At 48.7% G+C, this 23,451-nt stretch carries 19 protein-coding genes and 1 pseudogene; 13 read left to right on the top strand and 7 right to left on the bottom strand.

What is annotated here, in order from left to right:
* The first annotated feature begins 80 nt into the window (after positions 1 to 80).
* Entirely contained in the window at positions 81 to 8,663 is an 8,583-nt protein-coding gene (locus BJ885_RS05565; RefSeq protein WP_121931361.1) for a GH36-type glycosyl hydrolase domain-containing protein, read from the top strand.
* 17 nt (positions 8,664 to 8,680) lie between these two features.
* Here BJ885_RS05565 and BJ885_RS05560 read toward each other — a convergent pair whose 3' ends face one another.
* A complete protein-coding gene (locus BJ885_RS05560; RefSeq protein WP_039262743.1) occupies positions 8,681 to 8,914 on the bottom strand; it encodes a hypothetical protein in 234 nt (77 codons plus the stop codon).
* Positions 8,915 to 9,066: 152 nt separating this feature from the next.
* On the opposite strand from BJ885_RS05560, the gene BJ885_RS23555 reads away from it, so the two are divergent.
* Both BJ885_RS23555 and lpxP read left to right on the top strand, forming a co-directional pair.
* Positions 9,067 to 9,243 carry a YnfU family zinc-binding protein gene (locus BJ885_RS23555; RefSeq protein WP_213730113.1) on the top strand — a complete coding sequence of 59 codons (177 nt, stop codon included), beginning with the start codon at positions 9,067 to 9,069 and terminating at the stop codon, positions 9,241 to 9,243.
* 560 nt (positions 9,244 to 9,803) lie between these two features.
* Positions 9,804 to 10,691, top strand: a pseudogene (gene lpxP, locus BJ885_RS05550) (kdo(2)-lipid IV(A) palmitoleoyltransferase); the annotation flags it as partial.
* Positions 10,692 to 11,017: 326 nt separating this feature from the next.
* Here lpxP and BJ885_RS05545 read toward each other — a convergent pair.
* The 5 genes from BJ885_RS05545 to BJ885_RS05525 all read right to left on the bottom strand — a co-directional run bounded on the left by BJ885_RS05545 (position 11,018) and on the right by BJ885_RS05525 (position 13,813).
* The gene (locus BJ885_RS05545) at positions 11,018 to 11,236 is read right to left on the bottom strand and encodes a hypothetical protein (protein WP_047647982.1); all 219 of its coding nucleotides are present in this window, start codon (positions 11,234 to 11,236) and stop codon (positions 11,018 to 11,020) included.
* A 119-nt stretch (positions 11,237 to 11,355) separates the two neighbouring features.
* On the bottom strand, positions 11,356 to 12,042 hold the full coding sequence (locus BJ885_RS05540; protein WP_121931360.1) for a replication protein P: 687 nt from the start codon (positions 12,040 to 12,042) through the stop codon (positions 11,356 to 11,358).
* Positions 12,039 to 12,956, bottom strand: a complete 918-nt coding sequence (locus tag BJ885_RS05535) for a replication protein (RefSeq protein WP_183128607.1) — start codon at positions 12,954 to 12,956, stop codon at positions 12,039 to 12,041. Before BJ885_RS05535 ends, BJ885_RS05540 begins: the two co-directional genes overlap by 4 nt.
* A gap of 84 nt (positions 12,957 to 13,040) precedes the next feature.
* Positions 13,041 to 13,592, bottom strand: coding sequence for a toxin YdaT family protein (locus tag BJ885_RS05530; protein ID WP_121931358.1), 552 nt, complete (start codon positions 13,590 to 13,592; stop codon positions 13,041 to 13,043).
* A gap of 2 nt (positions 13,593 to 13,594) precedes the next feature.
* Complete coding sequence (locus tag BJ885_RS05525; protein ID WP_121931357.1) at positions 13,595 to 13,813, bottom strand: YdaS family helix-turn-helix protein; 219 nt, start codon at positions 13,811 to 13,813, stop codon at positions 13,595 to 13,597.
* A gap of 49 nt (positions 13,814 to 13,862) precedes the next feature.
* Between BJ885_RS05525 and BJ885_RS05520 the strand changes: the two genes are divergently transcribed.
* From BJ885_RS05520 to BJ885_RS05510, 3 genes are all read left to right on the top strand, one after another.
* Positions 13,863 to 14,294 carry a helix-turn-helix domain-containing protein gene (locus BJ885_RS05520; RefSeq protein ID WP_251884606.1) on the top strand — a complete coding sequence of 144 codons (432 nt, stop codon included), beginning with the start codon at positions 13,863 to 13,865 and terminating at the stop codon, positions 14,292 to 14,294.
* Positions 14,295 to 14,461: 167 nt separating this feature from the next.
* The gene (locus tag BJ885_RS05515; protein ID WP_121931355.1) at positions 14,462 to 15,601 is read left to right on the top strand and encodes an ImmA/IrrE family metallo-endopeptidase; all 1,140 of its coding nucleotides are present in this window, start codon (positions 14,462 to 14,464) and stop codon (positions 15,599 to 15,601) included.
* A complete protein-coding gene (locus BJ885_RS05510) occupies positions 15,598 to 16,110 on the top strand; it encodes a DUF4411 family protein (protein WP_121931354.1) in 513 nt (170 codons plus the stop codon). The genes BJ885_RS05515 and BJ885_RS05510 overlap by 4 nt, the downstream gene beginning before the upstream one ends.
* Before the next feature lie 460 nt (positions 16,111 to 16,570).
* On the opposite strand, the gene BJ885_RS05505 is transcribed toward BJ885_RS05510, so the two are convergent.
* On the bottom strand, positions 16,571 to 16,762 hold the full coding sequence (locus tag BJ885_RS05505; RefSeq protein ID WP_059311999.1) for a hypothetical protein: 192 nt from the start codon (positions 16,760 to 16,762) through the stop codon (positions 16,571 to 16,573).
* A gap of 90 nt (positions 16,763 to 16,852) precedes the next feature.
* Between BJ885_RS05505 and BJ885_RS23415 the strand changes: the two genes are divergently transcribed.
* The 7 genes from BJ885_RS23415 to BJ885_RS05475 all read left to right on the top strand — a co-directional run bounded on the left by BJ885_RS23415 (position 16,853) and on the right by BJ885_RS05475 (position 23,428).
* The gene (locus BJ885_RS23415; protein ID WP_258321457.1) at positions 16,853 to 16,975 is read left to right on the top strand and encodes a hypothetical protein; all 123 of its coding nucleotides are present in this window, start codon (positions 16,853 to 16,855) and stop codon (positions 16,973 to 16,975) included.
* Positions 16,972 to 17,154 (top strand): DUF1482 family protein, encoded by a 183-nt coding sequence (locus BJ885_RS05500; protein WP_059312023.1) that lies wholly within the window; start codon positions 16,972 to 16,974, stop codon positions 17,152 to 17,154. The genes BJ885_RS23415 and BJ885_RS05500 overlap by 4 nt, the downstream gene beginning before the upstream one ends.
* Before the next feature lie 176 nt (positions 17,155 to 17,330).
* Positions 17,331 to 20,492, top strand: a complete 3,162-nt coding sequence (locus BJ885_RS05495; protein ID WP_121931353.1) for a RecE family exodeoxyribonuclease — start codon at positions 17,331 to 17,333, stop codon at positions 20,490 to 20,492.
* A gap of 9 nt (positions 20,493 to 20,501) precedes the next feature.
* Entirely contained in the window at positions 20,502 to 21,587 is a 1,086-nt protein-coding gene (locus BJ885_RS05490) for a RecT family recombinase (RefSeq protein WP_047647991.1), read from the top strand.
* A gap of 38 nt (positions 21,588 to 21,625) precedes the next feature.
* On the top strand, positions 21,626 to 21,868 hold the full coding sequence (locus BJ885_RS05485; protein ID WP_020882485.1) for a DUF4060 family protein: 243 nt from the start codon (positions 21,626 to 21,628) through the stop codon (positions 21,866 to 21,868).
* A gap of 64 nt (positions 21,869 to 21,932) precedes the next feature.
* On the top strand, positions 21,933 to 22,148 hold the full coding sequence (gene xisR / locus BJ885_RS05480) for an excisionase family protein (RefSeq protein ID WP_047647992.1): 216 nt from the start codon (positions 21,933 to 21,935) through the stop codon (positions 22,146 to 22,148).
* The gene (locus BJ885_RS05475; RefSeq protein ID WP_052194045.1) at positions 22,148 to 23,428 is read left to right on the top strand and encodes a site-specific integrase; all 1,281 of its coding nucleotides are present in this window, start codon (positions 22,148 to 22,150) and stop codon (positions 23,426 to 23,428) included. The genes xisR and BJ885_RS05475 overlap by 1 nt, the downstream gene beginning before the upstream one ends.
* Positions 23,429 to 23,451: the final 23 nt, after the last annotated feature.

The following is a 23,451-nucleotide window of genomic DNA, read 5'->3' as shown; positions in this document are numbered from 1 at the left end:
CTTACGCCCATCCTGAGAGAACGTTTCTGAACTGATTTCGCATCTGCTCCTGCGCGTTAACGTAGCAAAAGAGCAACCCTATGAAAATGAAACATATCGCGTGGTTTAAGCGATCTCGTATTCTGCCCGAAGGCAGCGCACACATATCAGCCACAGTCAACGATTGGGGAGGAGAAAACTATTTACGTTCGGAACTGTTTTCTACCCCTCAGTTGGAACGCTTTGGAAAAAAACTGGCTCGTACGCACAAATTGTCTCCGGAAATATTACCGTACTACCTTCTTAAACGACTAACTGACAATGAAACGATAATTACGCGATGTTGCTATCTACTCAATGCAGGAAAAAAAACGAGTATCATGCCCGCAGGTGAGTGGCTGCTGGACAACTATTACCTGATTGAAGAGCAGATTCGCATGGTACGCCAGCACTTACCGAAAAGCTTTGGTAAGGGTCTTCCGCTACTAGCCTACCCGCATAGATGTCCCAGAATTTATGACTTAGCCTCAGAGGCCATAGCGCATGGCGACGGACGCTGGGACACCAGCAGTCTTACCAGTTATATTTCCGCCTATCAAGAGGTGACACCTCTGACGTTGGGGGAGATATGGGCTTTGCCAGGAATGCTGCGTCTAGCGCTGATTGAAAACCTGCGTCGTGTGAGCAACGAAGTGACCCAAGCCCAGCAGGAGCGAAATCTTGCAGATATGTGGATAACGCGGATTTTTGATTGTGCAGAGAATGCTCCCGCCGACCTAATTATGATTGTTGCCGATATGGCGCGTACTCACCCTCCGCTGAGCAGTGCCTTTGTCGCTGAAATGGTTCGTCGTCTGCAGGGACATGGCAATGCTCTTGCACTCCCTCTGAATTGGATTGAACAACGTCTTGCAGAGCAAGGTGTTACAACTGAGGTCCTGATTCATCGCTTCAATCAGCAGCTTGCCGCCAGCCAGCTTTCCGTCAGTAACAGTATTTCGGGTTTACGTCTGCTGAATGAAACGAACTGGTCTGATTTTGCAGAGACCATCAGCGTAGTCGAGCAAACATTACGCCTTGACCCAGCTGGTATATATCCTCACATGCACTTCGACACCCGAGATCATTATCGCCATGTGATTGAAACGCTTGCCAGGGATGCGATCTTAAGTGAGCCGGAAGTTGCAAACCGTGTGATGGCAATGTCTTGCGAACCGAGTCTAGATCCTGAGCACCGACATATCGGTTATTTTCTGCTTGGGGGTGGAAGGCCACAACTTGAAAAACTGTTGTCAGCTGAAAGGTCTCTATTGAAACGGCTGCGGCAGAGTATGAATAAATCGCCCCTTCTGTCATGGCTTGGTAGCCTGAGTCTTTTGACCACGGCCGCTTCAGCTACCATATTGTATGAAACTGCACTACAGGGTATATTCTGGCTGCTCATCCCCCTAGCACTCCCCCTTATTGTTGCCATTAGTCAACTCGCCAGCGATATGCTTAGCGAAGCAACGACACGCTTTCGTATTCCCAGGCCTCTGCCGCGGATGGACTTTTCAAGTGGGATACCAGTTGAATATGCCACAATGGTTGCGATCCCTTGCATGCTGACAAGCTATGAAAGCCTCTGCAAACTTCTCTTCCGCCTGGAAGTCTGCAGCCTTGGCAATCAGGATGAAAATCTCTGCTTTGCACTTCTTACCGATTTTCCGGATTCATCAACTGAGGATACCGAGGAAAACACTGTCCTTTTAAGGCAAGCGATTGCTGAGATGCAGAGACTTAATCGGCGCAACCCTAGCGGCCGATCTCGATTTTATCTACTGCACCGCCAGCCGGAGTGGAACGATTCGCAGAGAATCTGGATGGGATATGAACGCAAGCGGGGCAAACTAGCTCTTCTTAACAGCTGGTTACGCCAACCGGGAACCCAGTTTTCGAGCGTTGCAGACCTTCCCTCGCAGGCTTTGCCCGGACGGATTAAATACGTCATCACTCTTGACAGTGATACGCTCCTGCCTCGTGATACAGCCCATAAACTGGTGGCCACAATGGCGCATCCGCTGAACAAACCAGTATATGATCCAACGTTCCAACGAGTCGTTAAAGGGTACGGAATTTTACAGCCAGGCTTAGCAGAGGAAATGCCTCTTTACGGTCAGGGGCGCTACGCCGCCATGCGCAGCAGCGTCCCGGGTAATAATCCCTATTCGATGATGTCTTCAGATATATATCAGGATCTTTTCGGCGAGGGATCGTTCGTAGGCAAAGGTATCTATGACGTAGATATTTTTGTCCAGTCCACTGCCAACGTCTGTCCGGAAAATCTCGTACTCAGTCACGACCTGCTGGAAGGATGTTACGCCCGCTCTGGTCTGCTGAGCAACGTTTTACTTTACGAACAATATCCAACTAATTATCTCTCAGACGTCGCACGTCGTACGCGCTGGATCCGAGGAGATTGGCAACTGCTCAATTGGCTGAGGGTTCGGGTCAGAAAAGCTGACGGAAGTAGGGAAAAAAATCCATTGTCCATCCTTTCTCGCTGGAAGTTATTGGATAATCTCCGACGCAGCCTGGTAGCGCCGTCGATCATGCTGCTTGTATTTAGCACGCTGCTCTGGCTCCCCAACCCTTTATACTGGTTTAGCGTGCTAACGCTAATATGGTTTCTTCCTGCGGCGCTTAGCATAGCATGGGATCTCGTTCATAAACCGCACCGCCGTCCCCTTAAACAACATCTGCAACTGGTTTCAGCTGGAGCCTTGAAGCGCGTTTCACGTATCGGTCTCACATTTATGATACTACCCCACGAGGCCGGTTACTCATTATACGCTATTGGAGTTACGCTTTGGCGACTAGGTATAAGCCAGCGTAACCTCAACCAATGGGTAAGCTATAACCCAGATAACTACCAATCCAGTATCTCTGTTTTAGGTTTTTATCGGGCAATGTGGCTGAATGTTGCCTGCGGTCTGAGTCTCGCATCACTAGCATTGGTGTTTGATCCGCTGATGATGTTCATTGCATTGCCCATTAGCGTCGGGTGGTGCATATCTCCCATTATTATGGCTTGGCTGAGCCGCCAACCCGCGTGTAAGCCCTTTTTGCCAGATCAGAAACAGAAACTTCTGCTGAGACAGACAAGCCGAGAAATATGGTCTTTTTTTGAGACCTTCGCCACAGCGAAAGAAAATTGGCTCCCCCCTGATAATTACCAGGAAATACCGCAGCCGACGATCGCGCACCGTACATCTCCAACCAACATTGGGTTATCACTACTGGCTAACCTTACTGCTTGGGATTTTGGCTATTTGCCAGGCGGTAGCGTCTTACAACGCATAACGCTCACGCTCGACTCTCTTGATAATATGGAACATTTTCGTGGTCATTTATATAACTGGTATGACACTCGAACGCTTGCGCCGCTGAGTCCACGTTACGTATCAAGCGTGGACAGCGGTAATATGGCCGGACATTTGTTAACTCTGCGTGAAGGGTTATTAGCCATGCGAAACCAGCCCATTTTGAATGTCGAAAGAATACTTGCAGGGTTAATCGATACATTATTACTTCTTGAAAAACACTGGGGGCCGGGGGCACCGGATTCGCTTAAAGAGCTTCAAAAGCAGTGTTTCAGCTCAGCGGAACTACCTCCGGGAGCTCTTTACAGCGAACTTAAAAAGATGCGAACTCAGTGCAAACATCTCACCGCTGCGAGTCAGCAGGAAGGCGATCTTGTGGTGCGCTGGGCCGAACATCTGGAGCATCAGTTGGTTGAATTATGCCACGAATGGTCACATCTGCTCGCGTGGATACCCCCTACATACCAAAGCGAGACACTGCCAACACTAAGCTGGTTGGCGCAGAGTACCGATACCGGAGAAGGAACGCCTCCTGCACCAGTAATTACTCACGCCCGTTTGCGGCTGGATATCATCAGCGAACTTGAAAAGAGATTAAATGACCATGCACGAATGGATTTTGCCTTTCTCTACAGCGAAGCTACCAGCCTACTGAGTGTCGGATATAACTGCGACACAAATACCGCCGATAAAAGCCACTATGACCTTCTGCCCTCTGAAATCAGGCTGACAAGTTATCTCGCTATCGCGACAAATCAGCTTCCGATGAAAAGCTGGTATGCGTTGGGAAGGTTGTTCACCAATATCGACAATGAAACCGCGTTGATGTCATGGAGCGGCTCGATGTTTGAATACCTGATGCCGAATCTGGTGATGCCAAACTGGCGCGGCAGTTTGCTTGATGAAATGGGCAAATCCGCAGTGACACGCCAGATTAACTGGGGCAAGGAACGTGGCGTACCATGGGGCGTCTCTGAGTCCGGCTATCATGCATTTGATGTCCAGAGTAATTATCAGTATCAGGCATTTGGGGTACCTGGACTCGGTCTTCGCCGAGGACTTGCGGACGATATGGTTGTCGCGCCGTATGCAACACTACTGGCTCTGCTCGTTTCCCCCCAGAAGGCCTGTGAAAACTTGCTTAGACTGGAGCAGAGCGGCGCACATGGCGAATACGGGTTTTATGAAGCGCTGGACTACACGCCATCGCGGCTTGCTACCGGGCAACTGTACGCGGTTGTACAGTCCTGGATGGCACACCACCAGGGGATGGGATTCCAGGCGCTAGCGCATATCCTGCTTGATGCCCCAATGAGCGAGCGATTTATGACAAGCCCCACCTTTATGTCGGCGAATCTTCTTTTGCAGGAACGCGTCCCGGATTCAGTCGATCTTTACAGCCCTCGCCGTCATTTTGAATCCCATGAAGGAAGGGTTAAACCGGTGCGATATGAACCGAGAGTTTTCAGTCATGTAGACAGCCCTACTCCGGAAATACAACTGCTCTCAAATGGGCATTACCATTTGATGCTGACGCCAGGTGGTGGAGGGTACAGCCGTTGGAATTCGATTTCAGTTACCCGCTGGCGCAGCGATACAACCCGTGATAACTGGGGATCGTTCTGTTATATCCGTGATCCGCATACGAATGAGGTGTGGAGCAATACTTGGCAGCCCATGGGCGGAAATGCGAACAGCAGCGATGAGATAATCTTCACCGACGCAGGCGCAGAATTCAGGCGTACCTTGGGAGCCCTAAGCGTTAGGACACAGGTTGTGGTTTCCCCGGAAGATGATATAGAGCTGCGGCGTGTCACCCTGGTACACCATGGCCGTCTACCGCGAACGCTTGAGCTAACAACGTATGCTGAAGTAGTGATTGCTCCAGAAACCAGTGATCTAGCGCATCCGGCATTCAGTAATTTGTTCATTGAAACTGAGATTGATCACAGTCGGGACGCTATTCTTTGCCATCGACGACCGCGTTCTCAAGATGAACCGAGCCCATTTCTGTTTCACATGATGGTGGTGCATAGCAATGATCATAATGAAGCCTCGTTTGAAACAGACCGAGCTAAGTTTATTGGGAGGGGCAGAAGTCCGGCTGATGCCGCTGCTATCTATGCTAACGGGCCGCTCAGCAATACTTCCGGTGCCGTGCTGGATCCTGTACTAGCGATCCGACAAGTTGTGAGACTCATGCCAGGCATTCCGATAACGATTGATATCGTTTATGGCATCAGTGAGAGCCGTCAGCAAAGCAAGGCATTATTGGAAAAATACCGTGATTACCCAATCGCTGAGCGTGTTTTTGAGCTTGCCTGGTCGCACAGTCTGGTAGTGCTCAGGCAGATAAATGCTAGCGAAGATGACGCAACGCTGTTTAACCGACTCGCTAGCGCTGTGCTCTATTCCTGTCAGGAACTACGCGCCGACGTTCAAGTCATAAGCCGTAACCGCCGCGGTCAGTCCGGACTGTGGGGCTGGGGTATTTCAGGTGATCTACCGATTGTACTGCATAGCGTGACCAGCGATGAGAGTATGACCTCTATCACTACACTGATTCAAGCTCATCGTTACTGGCGACTAAAAGGGCTTGAAGTGGACCTTGTTATCCTCAATAACAGCGCCGGTGGCTATCAGCAGGCCCTACAAACACTGATTATGGATTTAATCTATGCCGGTTCAGAAGCCAGCCTGCTGGATAAACCTGGCGGCATTTTTGTCCGTAACGGGGAGCATTTGTCTTCCGAAGATAAGCAATTGTTGATGAGCGTTGCATGTATGCATCTTGACGATCGCGCCGGCGGGCTAAACGAGCAACTTAATCAGCGGCTCCACTCGTCAATTAAACCGCAAAGGCCATTTGTACCTTTTGTCACTGAGGGAAGCAATCGACACGAAGACTGGACGCCGCATATAGAACATATGTTCAACTTCAATGGGCATGGAGGGTTTTCTGAGGATGGACGGGAGTATCAGATTATCCTGAAGGAAAATGTTCCAACGCCGGCCCCTTGGTCAAATGTGCTGGCAAACTCCTGTTTTGGTAGCGTCATTTCAGAAGCCGGACAGGCTTACAGTTGGTATGAGAACGCTCATGAATATCGTTTAACCCCCTGGGAAAACGATCCAGTAAGCGACCGTAGCGGTGAGGTTTTTTATATTCGTGATGAAGAGAGCGGAACGGTATGGTCACCCACGACATTACCTGTGCGTGGCCGCGGGGATTATTTAACCCGTCATGGTTTTGGCTACAGCGTATTCGCGCACCGCGATAGTGGTATAGATAGCGAGTTGACAATACTGGTTAGCGAACACGATCCTGTTAAGTTGGCACTTCTGACGCTTAGTAACAATTCGGGCCGCACGCGCAAATTATCGGTCACAGGGTACGTAGAGTGGACGCTTGGGGAATCACGCTCGCGTTCTGCTCCCCATATCGTTACACATACGGTGATCGTGCCGGCTGGTAGTGGAGTTACAGCAAATAACTTTTACGGAGCTAACGGCGAAGGACGCATTGCATTTTTCGCTGTCAACGATCCTCATTGTTCGTTGACAGGTGATCGCCGAGAGTTTATTGGCCGCAATGGCTCTTTGCAAAAACCGGCCGCAATGAAGCTTCGCAGTTTATCGGGAAATACGGGCGCCGGTTTGGATCCATGCGGTGCAGTTCAGTCTGTTACCACCCTAATTGACGGTGATCAGAAGACCTTTATTTTTGTACTCGGCAGCGAGGAAAACTCCGCCCGGGCTCAGACTATACTCGCTCATTATTTGGATGAAAATATCGTTCGACAGGAGTTGGACAATGTCCATCGTCACTGGCACCGCATGCTGGATAAGATAGTGGTCAATACACCAGACCATTCAGTTGATAAGCTAGTTAACGGTTGGCTTCTGTATCAGACAATGGCCTGTCGACTCATGGCGCGCAGTGGTTATTATCAATCGGGTGGCGCATTTGGTTTTCGGGATCAACTCCAGGATACATTAGCACTGACCCACGCTGCACCGGAACGCCTGCGCGACCAAATAGTACTATGTGCGTCAAGACAGTTTATTGAAGGCGATGTGCAGCACTGGTGGCATCCACCTCACGGTAACGGCGTACGCACGCGATGTTCAGATGATTTTCTCTGGCTCCCGCTCGCCGTCTGTCACTACGTCGACACTTCTGAGGATATCGGAATACTAGAGCAGATGATTCCTTATCTGGAAGGACGTCAGCTCCAGCCTGGAGAAGAGTCCGTTTACGATACACCACTAATCAGCCACACCGAAGAGACGCTATGGCAACACTGCGTTAAAGCCATTAAGCATGGGCTTCGTTTTGGACAACATGGTCTGCCGCTAATGGGCGCTGGCGACTGGAACGATGGGATGAACCGGGTCGGCATCGAAGGAAAAGGTGAAAGCGTTTGGCTCGGGTTCTTCCTGTTCGACATTTTAAAGCGTTTCGCGACGCTCGCTGATCGTCAGCAAGATAAGCTTGTAGCATCGCTGTGTCGCACGGAGGCGGAACACTTGCAGAAAAATCTGAATGCGACAGCCTGGGACGGGGAATGGTTTCGGCGTGGATATTTTGACGATGGAACGCCTTTAGGCTCCAAAAGTTCTCAAGACTGCCGGATTGATGCAATAGCTCAAAGTTGGTCCGTTTTATCCGGTGCGACTGACTGTGGACGTGCCGGTAAATCAATGCAGGCTCTGGACAAGCATTTGGTAAACTCCGAATCCAGGTTGATAAAGCTACTTTCGCCTCCATTCGATGGACACGGACCAAATCCCGGTTACATTCAGGGTTATGTGCCTGGTGTGCGTGAAAATGGCGGGCAATATACTCATGGTGCTATCTGGGCCGTGATGGCATTTGCCCGAATGGGAAATGCAGAGCGTGCGTGGCAACTCTGGTCACTGATCAATCCAATAAACCACGCGTCTACTGACGAAGAAGTTGCGATTTACAGAGCAGAACCATACGTAATGAGTGCAGATGTTTACAGCATCGCGCCACATACTGGACGTGCAGGTTGGAGTTGGTACACCGGATCAGCGGGTTGGGCCTATCGTCTTCTTACAGAAGAATTGATGGGCATAAAACGTTCCGGTGATATCTTGACCATACATGCCCTGTTACCAGCAGAGTGGAAGTCTTTTTCTCTGACATATCAGCATGACGAAAGTCATTACGAGATTACCATTACACGTGGCAACGGGGAGTATCAGGTCATACTAGATGGTATCGAACTGTCTGATGACCGAATACCTTTAAAGCAGGATGGTCAAAGACACATAGTAGAGATCACTCAGAACTAAGGGATCTTAAGAGCGCATTAACGCCTACCGTTAATGCGCTGATTGTCTCTAAGCACTTCAATCGCAGTCTGCATAGCAACTTTATCATCACGTCTTTTTTGCTTACCTTGCATGACTTGAAGATACTCGAGCAAGGTCCGGGTATTAATGGGCCTTCCCTGTTTACCCACAGCAAGCACTGCTTCACCTAAAATAATTTTTACTGGCGGCAACTGCGCTGGGTACCAGTCAAGAGTGTCTTCTGATTTCATCATAAATTTCTCATGGAAGGATATTGTAACATAAATCAAACTGTTGTTTTCTAAAAGCTCATATTTTATTCAGCAATAAATATTCATAACTTAACCCGACAATTTATATTTTAAAGCGTATAATAAATATTATATTTTTCAGAGGTTATTTTATGTCATTTACAGAGGGACTTAGACATTTTAAAGAAAGACCGGTCCATGTTGCTTGCCCGGTATGCGCATACAGAGCCAATCAGAAAGCAGGTAAACTAAGAAAAAATGCTGTTCTGGAATGTCCTGCCTGCGGACTGTTGTTCAGGCCATCAGAATGCTGGTGCATCGGCGGCTGAACAGTTCCTGCAACTTAACTGATATCTGTAAATGCCAACATTCCTTTTATAGTATAGTGGTAGAGGGCATTATGATGAAAGATAAAAAATCTGTTTTTATTGAAGGAGATATACTTTCGAACAGCTGTCATGGACAGATCGGTCAACATTTCTATATCCACAGAGTGAAATTTAGCAATGGTAAATATGCAATTGTTCGGGAAGCATCAGGGATATGTTTCAAGCCAGGCGAAGTTATTCAACGAAATGATTGCTATTGGTTTTATAACTTAATCCCAATTCGTCTTCTATCTTTTGAGTATGTTGGGGAGGATGAATCCAGAAGGCAATTCCTCGAATATCGTTAATAACCCATTGAGTCTTATAGAAAAAGAATTTTTTTCGCCTCACTAAACCATTTAGTGAGCATCCACTCCCACACGCAATCTGTCCCCCTGAATTCAGAAAAAAACTCAATTATCTAAATGAAACGTTCCGCTGAAAAACAAATTTTCAAATTATCCATGTGCATTACAACCTTCATTAACTTAGGGAAATTTATGTCACAACTCTTTACATAAAAATTACTTCATCCCCGCCACTGGTTTTCCTGGGCAGGCTTGGCACTTCTGTGGGTTATAGTCCAACTTCCTTATCCGGTTTTATATACTCTTGGTTCCGGTCTTGGAAAAATCTCCAGGCCCTTTTTAAAACGTAGAGAAAGTATAGCGGTTAGGAATATTGAACTCTGTTTTCCCGATATGACTCCGATTGCCCGAAGCCAGATGATAAATAATAACTTTGTTTCTCTCGGGCTGGGACTGATGGAAACTGGCATGGCCTGGTTCTGGAGCGATGCGAGAGTCAAAAAGTGGTTTGACGTAGAAGGGATTGAAAACTTGGCTAACGCAACCGGAGGGGTAATGGTTGTCGGGATTCATTTCATGTCGCTTGAACTATGCGGAAGAGTAATGGGGTTATGCCATCCAATGATGGCAACATATCGGCCGCACAACAATCCATTGATGGAATGGGTTCAGACAAAAGGACGTATGCGTTCAAATAAAGCTATGATTGATCGACGTAATCTATCTCGCTTAGTTCATGCACTCAAGGCCGGTGAAGCTGTGTGGTTTGCACCAGATCAGGATTACGGGCCTAAGGGGAGCGTTTTCGCACCCTTTTTCTCGGTAAAAAAAGCAGCCACAACGAACGGAACGTACGCACTTTCAAAACTCGCTGGAGCAAATTTGATCACACTTAGCATGATTCGACGGAGCGATAAAAAAGGTTATCATATGTATATCAGTAATCCATTGTTAGGATATCCGGAGGACGATAATATCGCTGCAGCTGCTTATATGAATAAAATCATCGAGCGTGAAATCCTCCGCGCCCCTGAGCAATACCTGTGGATGCATCGAAGGTTCAAAACGCGCCCAGAAGGAGAAGACTCTTTATACAAATGAATTTTTCACAGAATTATTCAAATGATTGTCCAGTGGACCTTTCTCAACACCACTCGCATCTCATGCTAGCTTTCATCCGTTCATATTCCGTCCTTAGCAGTTCAGAGGTGTAGGATCCAATAGAGCGGCCAAAGCTAGGATTTCGTACTGCCTAATCCTCAAGATAAAAAAGGTACCATAGGAAAAGTGATTAATATGATTGAGTTATTAGACAACTATTTCTCCGCGCATCACTCAGTCAGCATCAGTCACTTCAGCTACGCTTTATGTGTTCAGCAATGAGCATGTGGTATAAAAAATCTCTTTCGGCTCAATAGCAGTAGCGCTCACGCTTGCATCCCCTTTCCCCTTGCCAGGTTGATTCTGTCAACGCATTCCCTCAATGCTTTGACTTGCTCCGAAGAGAGTTCAGTTTCATCAATTGTGGCCAGAAGCGCGTTGAGGGAGCGCTCAATATCGTTTTTAGTCAACCGTAAACAGATAACCTTAACCCAACGTGGCGAGAACTTGCTGAGGCCGATTGCTCTTGTGATTCGTAATTTCATGCCATGCCTCTTTGTCGCCAGAGGAGGCGACTTGTAACTTGTTTATAACACGTTGTGGAAACAAAGCCTTCTACTCATTCGCTGTATGGTACGAATCTGAAGAATCTTTGCTCGCACAGTTAAACTCTCCCTTCATCTTTTAGGCGCGCGTATTTAGCCTTCAGAAGTTCAGCTGGCGTTGGCCCCCTCGGAGCCACTGGTGCTGCCAACGCACGACGAACAGGCGGGATTGGTTTCCCGGCCAGCACCCGCTTTTCCCACATATCCAGAATGTCGCCGGCTTCATGCTCGAGTTCTTTGTGGCACAGTTGACCATCAGTTCCCCGGCGCCGCAGCTCGAGGCAGATGTGATAGTAAATGGGTTTAGGCCAGGGATACTGCTCACTGCTCGGATACAGGAACACCAGCTTGCGCCACTTCCAGTATTCAGCCATCACGTCTGCGGTGGTGATCCCCAGAACACAACGCCCTTCCCTGCACCACTTGATGAACTGACCTGGCGACGGCAAAAACGGGCGCTCCTGACGGCGTACCTGGCGCATACCGGCTTCAACCTGCTCCATGGTGTTTATCCCGTTTTCTTTGAAGGCCAGCACCCACTGTCGGCGGATCTCGTTCACATCCTCCTGGCTTCGGTTAACCAGGCTTGCCGGGAACGCGGCCGCCAGCTGTACGAACAGCCCGTTGATAATCTGCGCCACTTGCTGCGTTTGTTCGCGCTCGGTGTACTGCTCAGGCAAGTTATGCGCCACGCGGCGAGCCTGTTCCCGGTCAAAATCGCGAATGCTCTCTGCAAGGTTTTTCATTCCAGCACCCCGTCGATCCAGTCGGTGTTATGCAGGTCGATACCGCCCCGGGAAGGTTTTACCGCCCCGGTTGCGCGCAGCCGTTTGGTGGTGAGCTGATCCCACTGTTTGCGCAGACTTGAAGGGCTCAGGATGTTGTCTTTCCAGAACTCGTCCCGGTTGGCCCACTGGAACAGGTCACAGATTTCGTAGTGAGTACGCTTGTCCTGGACACGCATCAGCCTGATGGTGTTTGCCCATTCAGCCCAGTTTGGTTCGGATAGCGAAGCGTTGACGGTGAGAAGCCTGTCGTAAATCCAGCGAGCGGCCTTGAGGTCGTCAGCAGATCCCCATGATTTACCTGCCTGGGTGTATATCCCGGCGGCAGCTTCTGGATGGCGTGAGAGAAACTTTTGAGTTTTCTGGTTTCGGGATTCGTCAGAATTCCGAGACGAGGATATTTTAATATTGTTCTTGTTATAGTCTTGGGTGTCTACCGTTTCCGGGAAGGTTTTTCCCGTTTTCGGTAACACTTTTCCCGATTTCGGGAAGACTTTTCCCGTTTTCGGTTTGTCTAAAATCCAGGCAGAAAGGTCAGTATTTATACCGACCGTTTTCATCACGCCCTGCTTAAGATTGAAGATAATTTTGCGTTCCGCAAGCGTTTTGAGCGCATCAGAAACATGCGAATCACTCAATCCTGTAAGCTCGGCGATCACCGTGTTCGTAACCCGGTCCTGCTTCTTGTTCCAGCCGTAGGTAAGCCAGATCACCGCCTCAAAACACTGCCACTCCCGGCCTGACATTCTCAGACGAGGCTTGAGCTGTTGGATCTCGTTAGCGACCTTGGTATACCCGTTCGACAGGTCGGCCATACGACCTCCCGGTTGTTCGGTTCTGTGGGGGAAATTGATAATTTCAGCTGTGTTTGACATACTTAGCTCCGCAATCACACTCCGTTTTTGCACCTGAAAGTCGGTTCTGTTCGCGCAGACCGGCTTTCGCCTTTTCTGAAGTCTTCACATTGCCCCCAACATGGTTGTGACCATCGCCAACAGCGGCGCCGTAAGGTCCGGATCGACTCTGAACATTTCGAAAATCCCCTCGCCTAACTCCTTCAGTTTTTCCTTCTTCGGTGCATCGAGCATCAAAGCTTGCTTCGCCTCACTCACCTCTTTTTCCAATCTGGCCATCCGGTAGGCAAACGAGTCGTTCTTTACAACACGGTCGCGGTATCGAAGCGGTAATACGGACATGATTGCTGGCATCAGCTGTTCGACGTTTTTTCGGTACGATGCGGAGTCTTCTTTGTTGTCCAGCCATCGGAACAGCTTCACGTTCCAGACATCGGCCTGGCCAGAGAAATCCACGCCATCAAGTTGAAGTTCTTCCGCCGCTTCTTGGATTTGAAGCGCAACAGCTACGCGCCCTTCTACCGCAGCCCAAGCTCGTACCGCTGAGCAGATATCGCGATGCTCAATTTCCTGCGCTGCCGATTCGCTTTGATGACACGGGAATATCATTGGATTAGAGGAAGCTCTGCTACTCTGTTGAAATGAAACAGTTTGCATAGTTAAGGCTCCTGTTTAGGTAAACCATCAGTGTTGTTTGGATAGAGATCTGGCCGTAGTTCGTGTGGAGTTACTCCAGTAACCCCATAAATTTGCAGGACGCGATCCGCAGGCACCCCTTTACGGCGCCACTGCGAAACAGCCATTTTTGATACGCCAATCAAAGCGCCAAGCGCACTGGCAGAACCAGAGCGGTTAATTGCATTTTCTATACCATTCATGAGACCTCCTTAAGCGAGCAAAGTAAAGCATTGATTTACCGAAAAGTCAATAATCGCCTGCCTATCGAGAGGTAAAGCTATTGTTTACAATCAATCTATGAATAAAAAAGATCCTAATGAGAGCCTGATTGCTAGGCTGACCGAATTAAACGTAAAGGGCTTCTCAAAGACTGAGATGGCAAAGGTTGCTAATGTCAGTAAGCAGGCGGTGACCGGGTGGTTTCGAACCGGAAAGATGAGTAAGGAATCTGCTTTGGCTGTAGCCGATGCAGCCGGTGTATCAGTTCCTTGGTTACTTGGCGAAGAGGTTGGTGAAAAAGATGGCCTTAAACCTGATGAACGGCGACTCCTAGAACTCTATCGTCAGCTTCCTGAAGAAGAGCAAAAAAATATGCTCCGCATATTTTCGATTCGTCTGAAAGAGTTAGATGAGCTTTACGAAAAATACATGAAAGGTCGCATCCGGTCACAGGACGATTGAAGCCATCCAAGAGCAATTCCGGGGCCTCAACTATGTGCTGTTTTGCCCTGATTTTAGGTTGTTTAGTGATGTTGCCCCATATTGAAAGCCTAATATAATTGACGGCAGCGCTACCCTAATCAACAATGCAGTTATGATGTTTTGGATTAATTTTCCCAGGTGATAGCATGGCCGTTGTTGAACTTCAGTTGTCCAAAGTGATGATTGAGTGGATAGCAAACTCCCAAGGACTCTCTCTCGAGGCCCTTGGAGAGCAAGTCATGCCGAAAAATTCTAATAAATTCCTGAATGGGATTGTGAGCAAATCTGGAGCGGAAAAGCTTGCTAAAATTGGTGGGGTTCCTTTTGGATTCCTTTTCCTCGACACTCCGCCAAAACCAGAAGTACCTAAAATTCCTGATTTACGACAAACACTTGATACTCAATCCTTGGGTAGAAACTTCTTTGATGTTTATCATGATATTGAATATAAACTTGAATGGTATAAAGAGTATTTGAAAGAGAACGGTAGTGACCAAGAGCTTAAGTTTATAGGTAAATTTAAATACAGTAAAAACTTAGCTCATGAGATTGTGGCTCAAGATATTGTCACTACTATAAAATTTAATGTTCAAAAAGAAATAAAAGCTGTAACTATAGATAGTTATTTTTCCAAAGTTTCCAAATTGATAGAACACGTAGGCATTTTAGTTTTTAAAAATGGTGTTGTTGGCAACAACACCAACAGGAAATTAGATACTCGGGAATTCCGAGGATTTTGCATAGCAGACAACATTGCACCAATAGTGTTCGTAAATGCCTCAGATGCATTGTGTGCCCAAGTATTTACCTTATTCCACGAAGTTGCTCATCTCTGGTTGGGGATTGAGGGTATTTCTGGATGGGATACAGAAAAAAGTATAGAAGCTTTTTGCAACAAAGTAGCTGCAGAAATACTAATGCCTCGGAATTTGTTCTTATCCTCTTGGAATGTAAATGACGTAGAAGATGATATCTATAGGGTTAAAGATGTATCTCGTCAATTTAAAGTCAGTAATTATGCCTGTGCAATCAGGGCATTACAGCTGGGTCTTATAGATGAAAGCACTATCGCTGTTATAAAACATGAAGCTAATAACAAACCCAAAAAAGAATCTTCTGGTGGTTCTTTCTTTAACACCCTTCCTGTACGTAATAGCTACAAATTGACTAACATAATTGTTTCTCGCGCAATGTCCCAGCAATTGCCCTTACGAGAAGCTGGCGTCCTGCTGAATGTAAGAGCAGATACAATAGTTGATTTTCATAAAAATAGAGAATCCCTATGACTTCAAATGGGAAATTTTTGATCGATAGCAATGTCTTCATAGAAGCTAAAAATTTCGCTTACAACTTTAATTATTGTAAGATTTTTTGGGATTTTATTCTTGCTATGCATAGTAAGGGATTTGTCTACAGCATCAACGCTGTAAGGAAAGAACTTTGCGTTAAAGAAGATCCACTATGTCTCTGGATTAAAGATGAAATTCCGTTATCATTCTTTGAAAATGAGCTTACATCAATCACGAATTATGCCAAGCTTATAAATTGGGCTATGACTTTAGATGTCACACCGAAGGCCAAAAGTGATTTTGCGAATCAAGACAAAGCCGATGCGTTCTTGATTGCTCACGCAATGACTCATGGATTTACGATTATTACTCATGAAAGACCTTCTGGTGGCACTCCTAAAAAACGCATTATGATCCCAGATGCTGCTGCAGTACATGGGGTCAAGACTCTTACGCTTTACGAATTCCTACCAACGTATGCAAGCCATAATTTTTCACTAAAATAAAAATTTAATCACCCATCGCGTAGGAACGACTTCCCTACCCCTTTCAGCTGAATCACGCAGTTAAGATCTGCTACTCAAACTCCTCGCCCCCGTCAATCGGTCGGTTTTTGTGCTTTCTATTCACTTTTACTGGCCCGCAACCATCAAAGTAAAGCATAGCCATACCCTTTAGTACCATCACACTTGACTCAAAAGTAAAGTGGTGATTTACTATCATCACTAAGACGCACTACGAACCACCAAGGCAGGACGCCCACGAAGTAGCCGCCGACGGCATACGAATAGTCGGATGAGGTGGAGAGATTAACGCGCATCAGGTTTAAACGTTCCGCTGGCCGGCGTTACAGGCGCATATAGGGGGAAAAATTGTGGATGACACGGTCATAAGAAAGAGTGAGCTTTATGCACATTGCAACAGCTCACTCTGGAGAAATAGGTCTAGCTGGGGAAGCATATAACCCTATTTCCATTCGTCTTCTGAGAGTTTCTGGTCAAGAAAGACTTCGAATTTTGCATAGATTTTTTCTATCTCTTCCACCGGATCGTGGGGGTCAGAAAGATTCCGGCCAGAAGAGATTTGAGCAGAACGGTAAGAGTTATATGTATCAACCGCTAAGCGAGTTAAATACAAGACTTTCTCTTCTTTTTCCATAGTTAATTCCCTCATTAGAGTGCGGGAATAACCACAATAGCACTGAAGTTAGGACCGCGATACGACAGTCAGAATTAAAAGGAAAGATAAATGATCGACTTTGCACGAACACCTTCAAGACAACAAGCTATCCGCCTCAGTGCGGCGGAAGTATGGATTCGCAAGCTTTGCTACTTACTGGCGCAAAAAGGCAATCCAGAGCTAAAAGCATGAGCTCGTTCTTTGCCCTGATCGTTACCGTCTGCGCCCTCACCGGGGAATGCTCAGACATCATGCTCGGTGTATACCAAACCGAAGCTGGCTGTGATGCAGCTGCCAAAGAACAGCACGTAAAAGGAGAGTGTTACCCATATAGACCGGCTGACGACCACCAGCCTGCTTTCAAATTTTAATCGAGTTATGACCAATGGCTGTTACCAGCCCCTAAAAGCACAAAACCCGCGCAAGGCGGGTTAAGTACCCGGTCAGCCGACCAAAGCTTTCCGGAATCGAGTTTTGACCAATGACCACTACCCAAGGCGGCAATCATTAGCTGCGGGTATCTTACAACCAAAATTAAGGACCCGATATGGAATTCTTTCATTTTATCAAGGCAACCCAGAAATCCGGCAAAGAAGATGCCGTTATCTGGTTCACGGCTAAATCAGAAGCACGAGCCAATTTGCAGCTGGATGTAGAGCTGGAAGATGCTGGCATTGAAACCGGCCGGGGCACGGATTATGCCAAACCAGTTCGGACCGATTTCCCCGTGTATAACGACCTGCCGGAAGAAAGTGCGGTGGATTACACCTGGTGCAAACGCTACGAACTGCAGGAAGATGGACGCACCTGGCTGCCAAAGGCTGGTGCTGAGTTGACTGGACCTGTGGACACCACTGCCGCACCGGAAACGTCCGTTAATGTCGAAACTACCGTCGAGAGTGTCCCGCTTGAAAACCGCACTCCAGCGGTCCGTTTTGCCGTCCACCTGACCAGCGACAAATACCAGTCACACATCACTAAAGAGCAGCAGCTGTCTGCCAGCGAAATGTCACTGGATGAAGGCAACACCTATCTCCAGAACCTGCTGCTGGCGAAGAACGACATCCCTGAAGTTGCCGATCTCAGCCTGAACGCTGAGTGGAAACTGGTTCAGGCGATTAAGCAGGTATTCACGCCAGATGAAGCACACGAAACCGAAATTATCGCTGCATTCATGGCTGACTGGGCGAGAGCAGATGCCAGCGACCGCAATCAGTTAGTTGAAGAGTGGAGAAGCGGAAAGCTTTCTCTTCTCAAATCAGAAAGCACCAGCAACTCCGACGTTACAACCGTTCAGGTTCTGGAACCTGATAACGGTATCCAGATTGACGAGAATGATGACGAAACCACTCGTTATCCAGTCGTGCGTATGCCGTTCCGGAAGCAGCTACTCGCCCAGTTCACCGCCAACGAACTGCGCCACCACTTAACCCGCCAAGAATACGAAGGTATCAGCGCTCTGGAGATGGACACTGACAACAGCTATGTCCAGAACCTGCTGCTGGCGGCAGAAAACTGCGAAGAGGTTAAGGGTTACGACACCAAAGACCTGTGGCGCTATACCGACGCCATTCGCAAGGTGTTCAGCCAGGAGAAGCGCCACGAACTCGCTTTGGTTCTCCGTTTCACCAGAATCTGGGCGGCGACTGATTATATTGACCGCGGCATTCTCGTTCGCGAGTGGGCAGCCGGTAATCGCATCAGTAATGTTCAGCGCACCGATTCTGGTACTAATGCCGACGGTGGCTATGTAACGGATCGCGGCGAAGGCGCGCATCACACTCTGGACACTCTCGATCTTGAGATCGCATGCGCTCTACTGCCTATGGACTTCCACCACTTCGAGATTCCTTCGAGCGTGTTACGACGTGCCAAAGAAATCGTGGCTAAGAAAGAAGAACCATGGAAATCATGGAGCGCCATCCTGCGTAATCAGCCCGGCGTACTGGCGGTGAACCGTGCGGCAATCTTCAATCTGATCCGCATCGCACCAGAAAACATTCATCACACGCCAGCGGCTCATCTTGAGTTCGTTAATAAAACCATGACGGCTGAGTTTAACTCTGCTGTGGCGTTATTGCCGTTGTCTGCAGCTGCTGTTGAGTCTGAAGCTCCAGTTGAACAACCGTATGTTGAAAATCTCGGCAGCGGCGTGTTCTCCATCGATGGCCTGATGGGTGGAAACACCCAACCGGTCTTCAATACCTCCTCAAATGAAGTCGAAAAAACGGAAAACACAGCGGAGACCACCGGCGATGTGCAGATGGAAACGGCTAAGCCAGAGAAAGACGAAGATGCTGGTTCGGTACCACCGGGCGAAAGCACTGATGCAACTAATTCGCAGACAGTTTCCGTAGAAGCAGACCAGTTGCAGGAAACAACAATTGACGTTCAGGAATCGAACCCAGAAGTGGAGCTCCCTGCAGACTTCGAACCTGGCCGATACGAAGGCCTACCGAATGACGTTTATCACGCTGCGAACGGCATTAGCTCAACCCAGGTGAAAGATGCCCGCGTCAGCCTGATGTACTTTAACGCGCGCCATGTGGCTAAAACCATCCCGCGAACAGCATCCAAAGTGCTGGATATGGGAAATCTGGTGCACGCTCTTGCACTGCAACCGGAAAACCTCGAAGCAGAGTTCAGCGTAGAACCTGAGATCCCGGAGGGTGCTTTCACCACCACCGCAACCCTGCGCGAGTTCATTGACGCGTACAACGCCAGCCTGCCGGCGCTGCTGAGCGCCGACGAGATTAAAGCGTTGCTTGAAGAACATAACGCATCCCTTCCCGCTCAAGTGCCGCTTGGCGGCAGCCTGGAAGAAACGGCTCAAAGCTATATGGTTCTCCCAGCTGAGTACCAACGTATTGAAGAAGGTCAGAAACAGACAGCAACGGCAATGAAGGCATGCATTAAAGAGTACAACGCCACCCTGCCCGTGCCGGTTAAAACCAGCGGCAGCCGTGATGCGCTACTCGAGCAATTAGCGATCATCAATCCTGATTTGGTCGCACAGGAAGCGCAGAAACCGACGCCGCTGAAAGTGTCCGGCACCAAAGCAGACATGATCCAGGCAGTTAAGTCGGTTAAGGCCGATGCCGTGTTCGCAGACGAGCTGCTGGATGCCTGGCGCGACAACCCTGGCGAAAAGATTCTGGTTACCCGCCAGCAGCTGGCCACAGCGCGGGCAATTCAGTCCGCACTACTGGCGCACCCGACCGCCGGCATGCTGCTGACACATCCAAGCCGTGCCGTTGAAGTGAGCTACTTCGGTTTTGACGACGAAACAGGTTTAGAAGTGCGTGTACGCCCTGACCTCGAGATTGAACTGGATGGCGTGCGCATCGGTGCTGACTTGAAAACCATCAGCATGTGGAACGTTAAGCAGGAAAGCCTTCGCGCCAGGCTGCACAGGGAAATCATAGACCGTGACTATCACCTCAGCGCGGCAATGTATTGCGAAACCGCAGCGCTGGACCAGTTCTTCTGGATTTTCGTCAACAAAGACGAGAACTACCACTGGATCGCCATCATTGAGGCGTCAACCGAACTGCTGGAACTGGGCATGCTCGAGTACCGCAAAACGATGCGCGCAATTGCCATAGGTTTCGACACGGGCGAATGGCCAGCGCCGATCACTACCGATTACACCGATGAACTGAACGACTTCGACCTGCGCCGCCTCGAAGCGCTGCGCGCTCAGGCTTAAGGGGGATTTATGCATAACACTAACGTTACCGTTGCTGACCAGAACACCGTTATTAACTCCAACGTGGCTTTGTTCGATTCCCAGTATCTGAACGCCATCAGCACGTTCGCGCAGATTATGGCCCAGGGCACCGCTACAGTTCCTAAGCACCTGCAGGGCAATCAGGCCGACTGCATGGCTGTAGCGATGCAAGCGGCACAGTGGCAGATGAATCCCTTTGCCGTGGCCCAAAAGACGCACCTGATTAACGGTGTGCTCGGGTATGAAGCACAGCTGGTTAATGCCGTAATTTCACGCAGCGGCGTGCTGGCCAGCCGCTTTGAATATGAATGGTACGGGCCATGGGAAAAGGTCGTTGGAAAATTCCACATCCGTAAAGGCGACAAAGGCGAGTACCGCGTCCCGGGCTGGACCCTGGCTGACGAAGCCGGGATCGGCATCATTATCCGCGCAACGCTTAAAGGTGAAGATCAGCCGAGAGAACTCGATTTGCTGCTGGCTCAGGCCCGAACCCGAAACTCTACCCTTTGGGCTGATGACCCTCGCCAGCAGCTGGCGTACCTGGCCGTCAAACGCTGGGCGAGACTGTTCTGCCCGGATGTGATTCTGGGCGTTTACACCCCTGATGAGCTCGATGATCGTCGAGAAGAACGAGAGGTAAACCCGGCACCGGCGCAGCACGTTAGCCTCGCAGATATTTCAGGTGACAACGTCACTACCACTCAAACGGCTCAGGAATCAGCTCAAAACATCGATGCTCTAGCTGATGATTTCCGCGACCGCATCGAGGCGGCTCAGGATGTGGATAGCGCTAAAGCTCTGCGAGCAGATATTGAAACCGTGAAAGCAACGCTGGGTTCTGCCCTGTTCACTGAGCTGAAAAACAAGGCCGTGAAGCGTTATTACCTGGTTGATGCACGGAACAAAGTCGAAGCAGCCATCAATTCCTTGCCACCTTCAGATGAACCCGATGCAGCTGCGCGGTTCGCAGAGGTAGAGCGCGTTCTTGCATCGTCGAAACGACATCTGGGCGACGAGCTGCATGGTCAGTTCAGCATCACCCTGGCGGATATGAAACCGGAATACGTGGACTAACGAGATAGGGAGGGGAAACCCTCCCTCAAGGAGAAGAAATGCGACTGATTAATCGAGGCAGTAAGCAATCCCCTTTGGCTCGCCAGGCATGTGAAATCGCACTCGCAGCCCACCAGCAAAGATATGGTGACTATGGGCGCAGCAAGATGAAAGAGACCTATACGGTGAGAGTGGAAGGCGTGAAGGTCTGGGTTGAAGTGGTCAACTGCAAGGCAAGCTACGTGGCCACAGCAATGACTGGTATGCGCCGACTGCGTTCCCTGCCCGGCCAGGCAAACTGAAACTGAAATATCAACGACTAAAGACCGGCATATCTATACTCATGCCGGTTACCTGAGGTGAACCATGTCGCAGGTAATTTACGATTCAGAATGGGGCGTTGCTTCAAAACTAAAAGAGAAGACAGGCCTTACCGATCGTCAGATTAAAAGCTATCGCCAAACCTCCTGGGTAGAAGGTGTTCATTTTAAGAGAATCCCATTGGATGGAAGCAGCTCCGAAGAGCGAGGACTTGTCTGGTACAACATCCCAAACATTAACAGGTTTGTGAAGGAGGCATAATGGCTGCAATGCCAACGGGTGTTGAGATCCACAACAATAAGATACGAATAAGTTTCAAGTTTCAGGGCGTTAGATGTCGAGAAACATTGAAAGGATGGATCGTAAGTGCTTCGAATCTCAAAAAAGCCGGAAATCTAAGGGCCAAAATTGTAAGCGAGATACAGTTGGGCACTTTTGACTACCGGGGCGTGTTCCCGGAGTCAAAGGTAGCAGCAAAGTTTTATACATCTAAAAATATTACGACGTTCGCCGAACTTGCATCAACCTGGTATGAAAACCATAAAATCGATCTCTCACCCAATGCCACAAGAAGCTATGGGATAGCTGTAAGAACGTTAACAAAACTAATTGGCCCTGAAACGCTGGTTGCATCCATCACCAACAGCGACATTCTGGGCTGGAGAAAGGAATTACTGACTGGCGAGACTAACTATGCTCCCGAAAAGAGAAGAAATAAAACCGGCCGTGCCGTTAGAACAGTAGATTATTATCTGGCCATCCTGCGACAAATCCTCGACTATGCGGTTAAAAATAAAGTCATTTCATATCAACCATATGTCGGGATAAAAAGGCTTCGCAAAGGGCAAACTAAACCAGATCCGCTTCTGAGACATGAGTTTGAGCAGCTGAAAGGGACTGCTCCGGCTCAGCAGAAAAACATGTGGCAATTTTTTGCTTACACCGGCGTTCGGCCCGGGGAACTTTGCGCTCTTGCCTGGGAGGATATCGATCTTAATTCCGGCGAAGCTAACATTGCGCGCAATCTAACTCAGGAAGGCTTGTTTGGACCACCCAAAACCGAAGCTGGATACCGGACGATAAAGTTACTGGAGCCGGCTCTGGAAGCTTTGCGAGCTCAAAAGGAACTTACCGGGAGTGCCCCTAAGGTACCAATCACTTTTTACCACCGGGAGTTCGGTAAAACGGAAACGCAGAAACTGCACTTTGTGTTTATGCCTCGACCTCAGAAAGGCAAGCAAGCTGCGTACTATTCAGTCAGCTCAATTGTGTCACTATGGGATATTACGGTAAGACGTTCGGGCATTCGCCGCAGACGCCCCTATCAGCTGCGTCATACATACGCGTGCTGGATGTTGTCGGCAGGTGCTAATCCTGCTTTTATAGCGAATCAGATGGGTCATGAGAATGCAGAGATGGTCTTCCATGTATACTCTGCGTGGATAAATGCTCTCGATAGCGATCAGGTATCATTTTTGAATCAGCGCTTTGGTGGATATACAAATGCCCCTATAGTGCCCCTGAAGGTAAAAACAAAGTAGTTAATTACTTGATTTCCCGGTGA

This window comes from Enterobacter sp. WP_7_1 (assembly GCF_003688535.1).
In the GTDB taxonomy this organism is placed as follows: Bacteria; Pseudomonadota; Gammaproteobacteria; order Enterobacterales; family Enterobacteriaceae; genus Enterobacter; species Enterobacter asburiae.
Note: the sequence above shows the minus strand (reverse complement) of the source record. Positions and strands in the feature narration are given on the sequence as shown.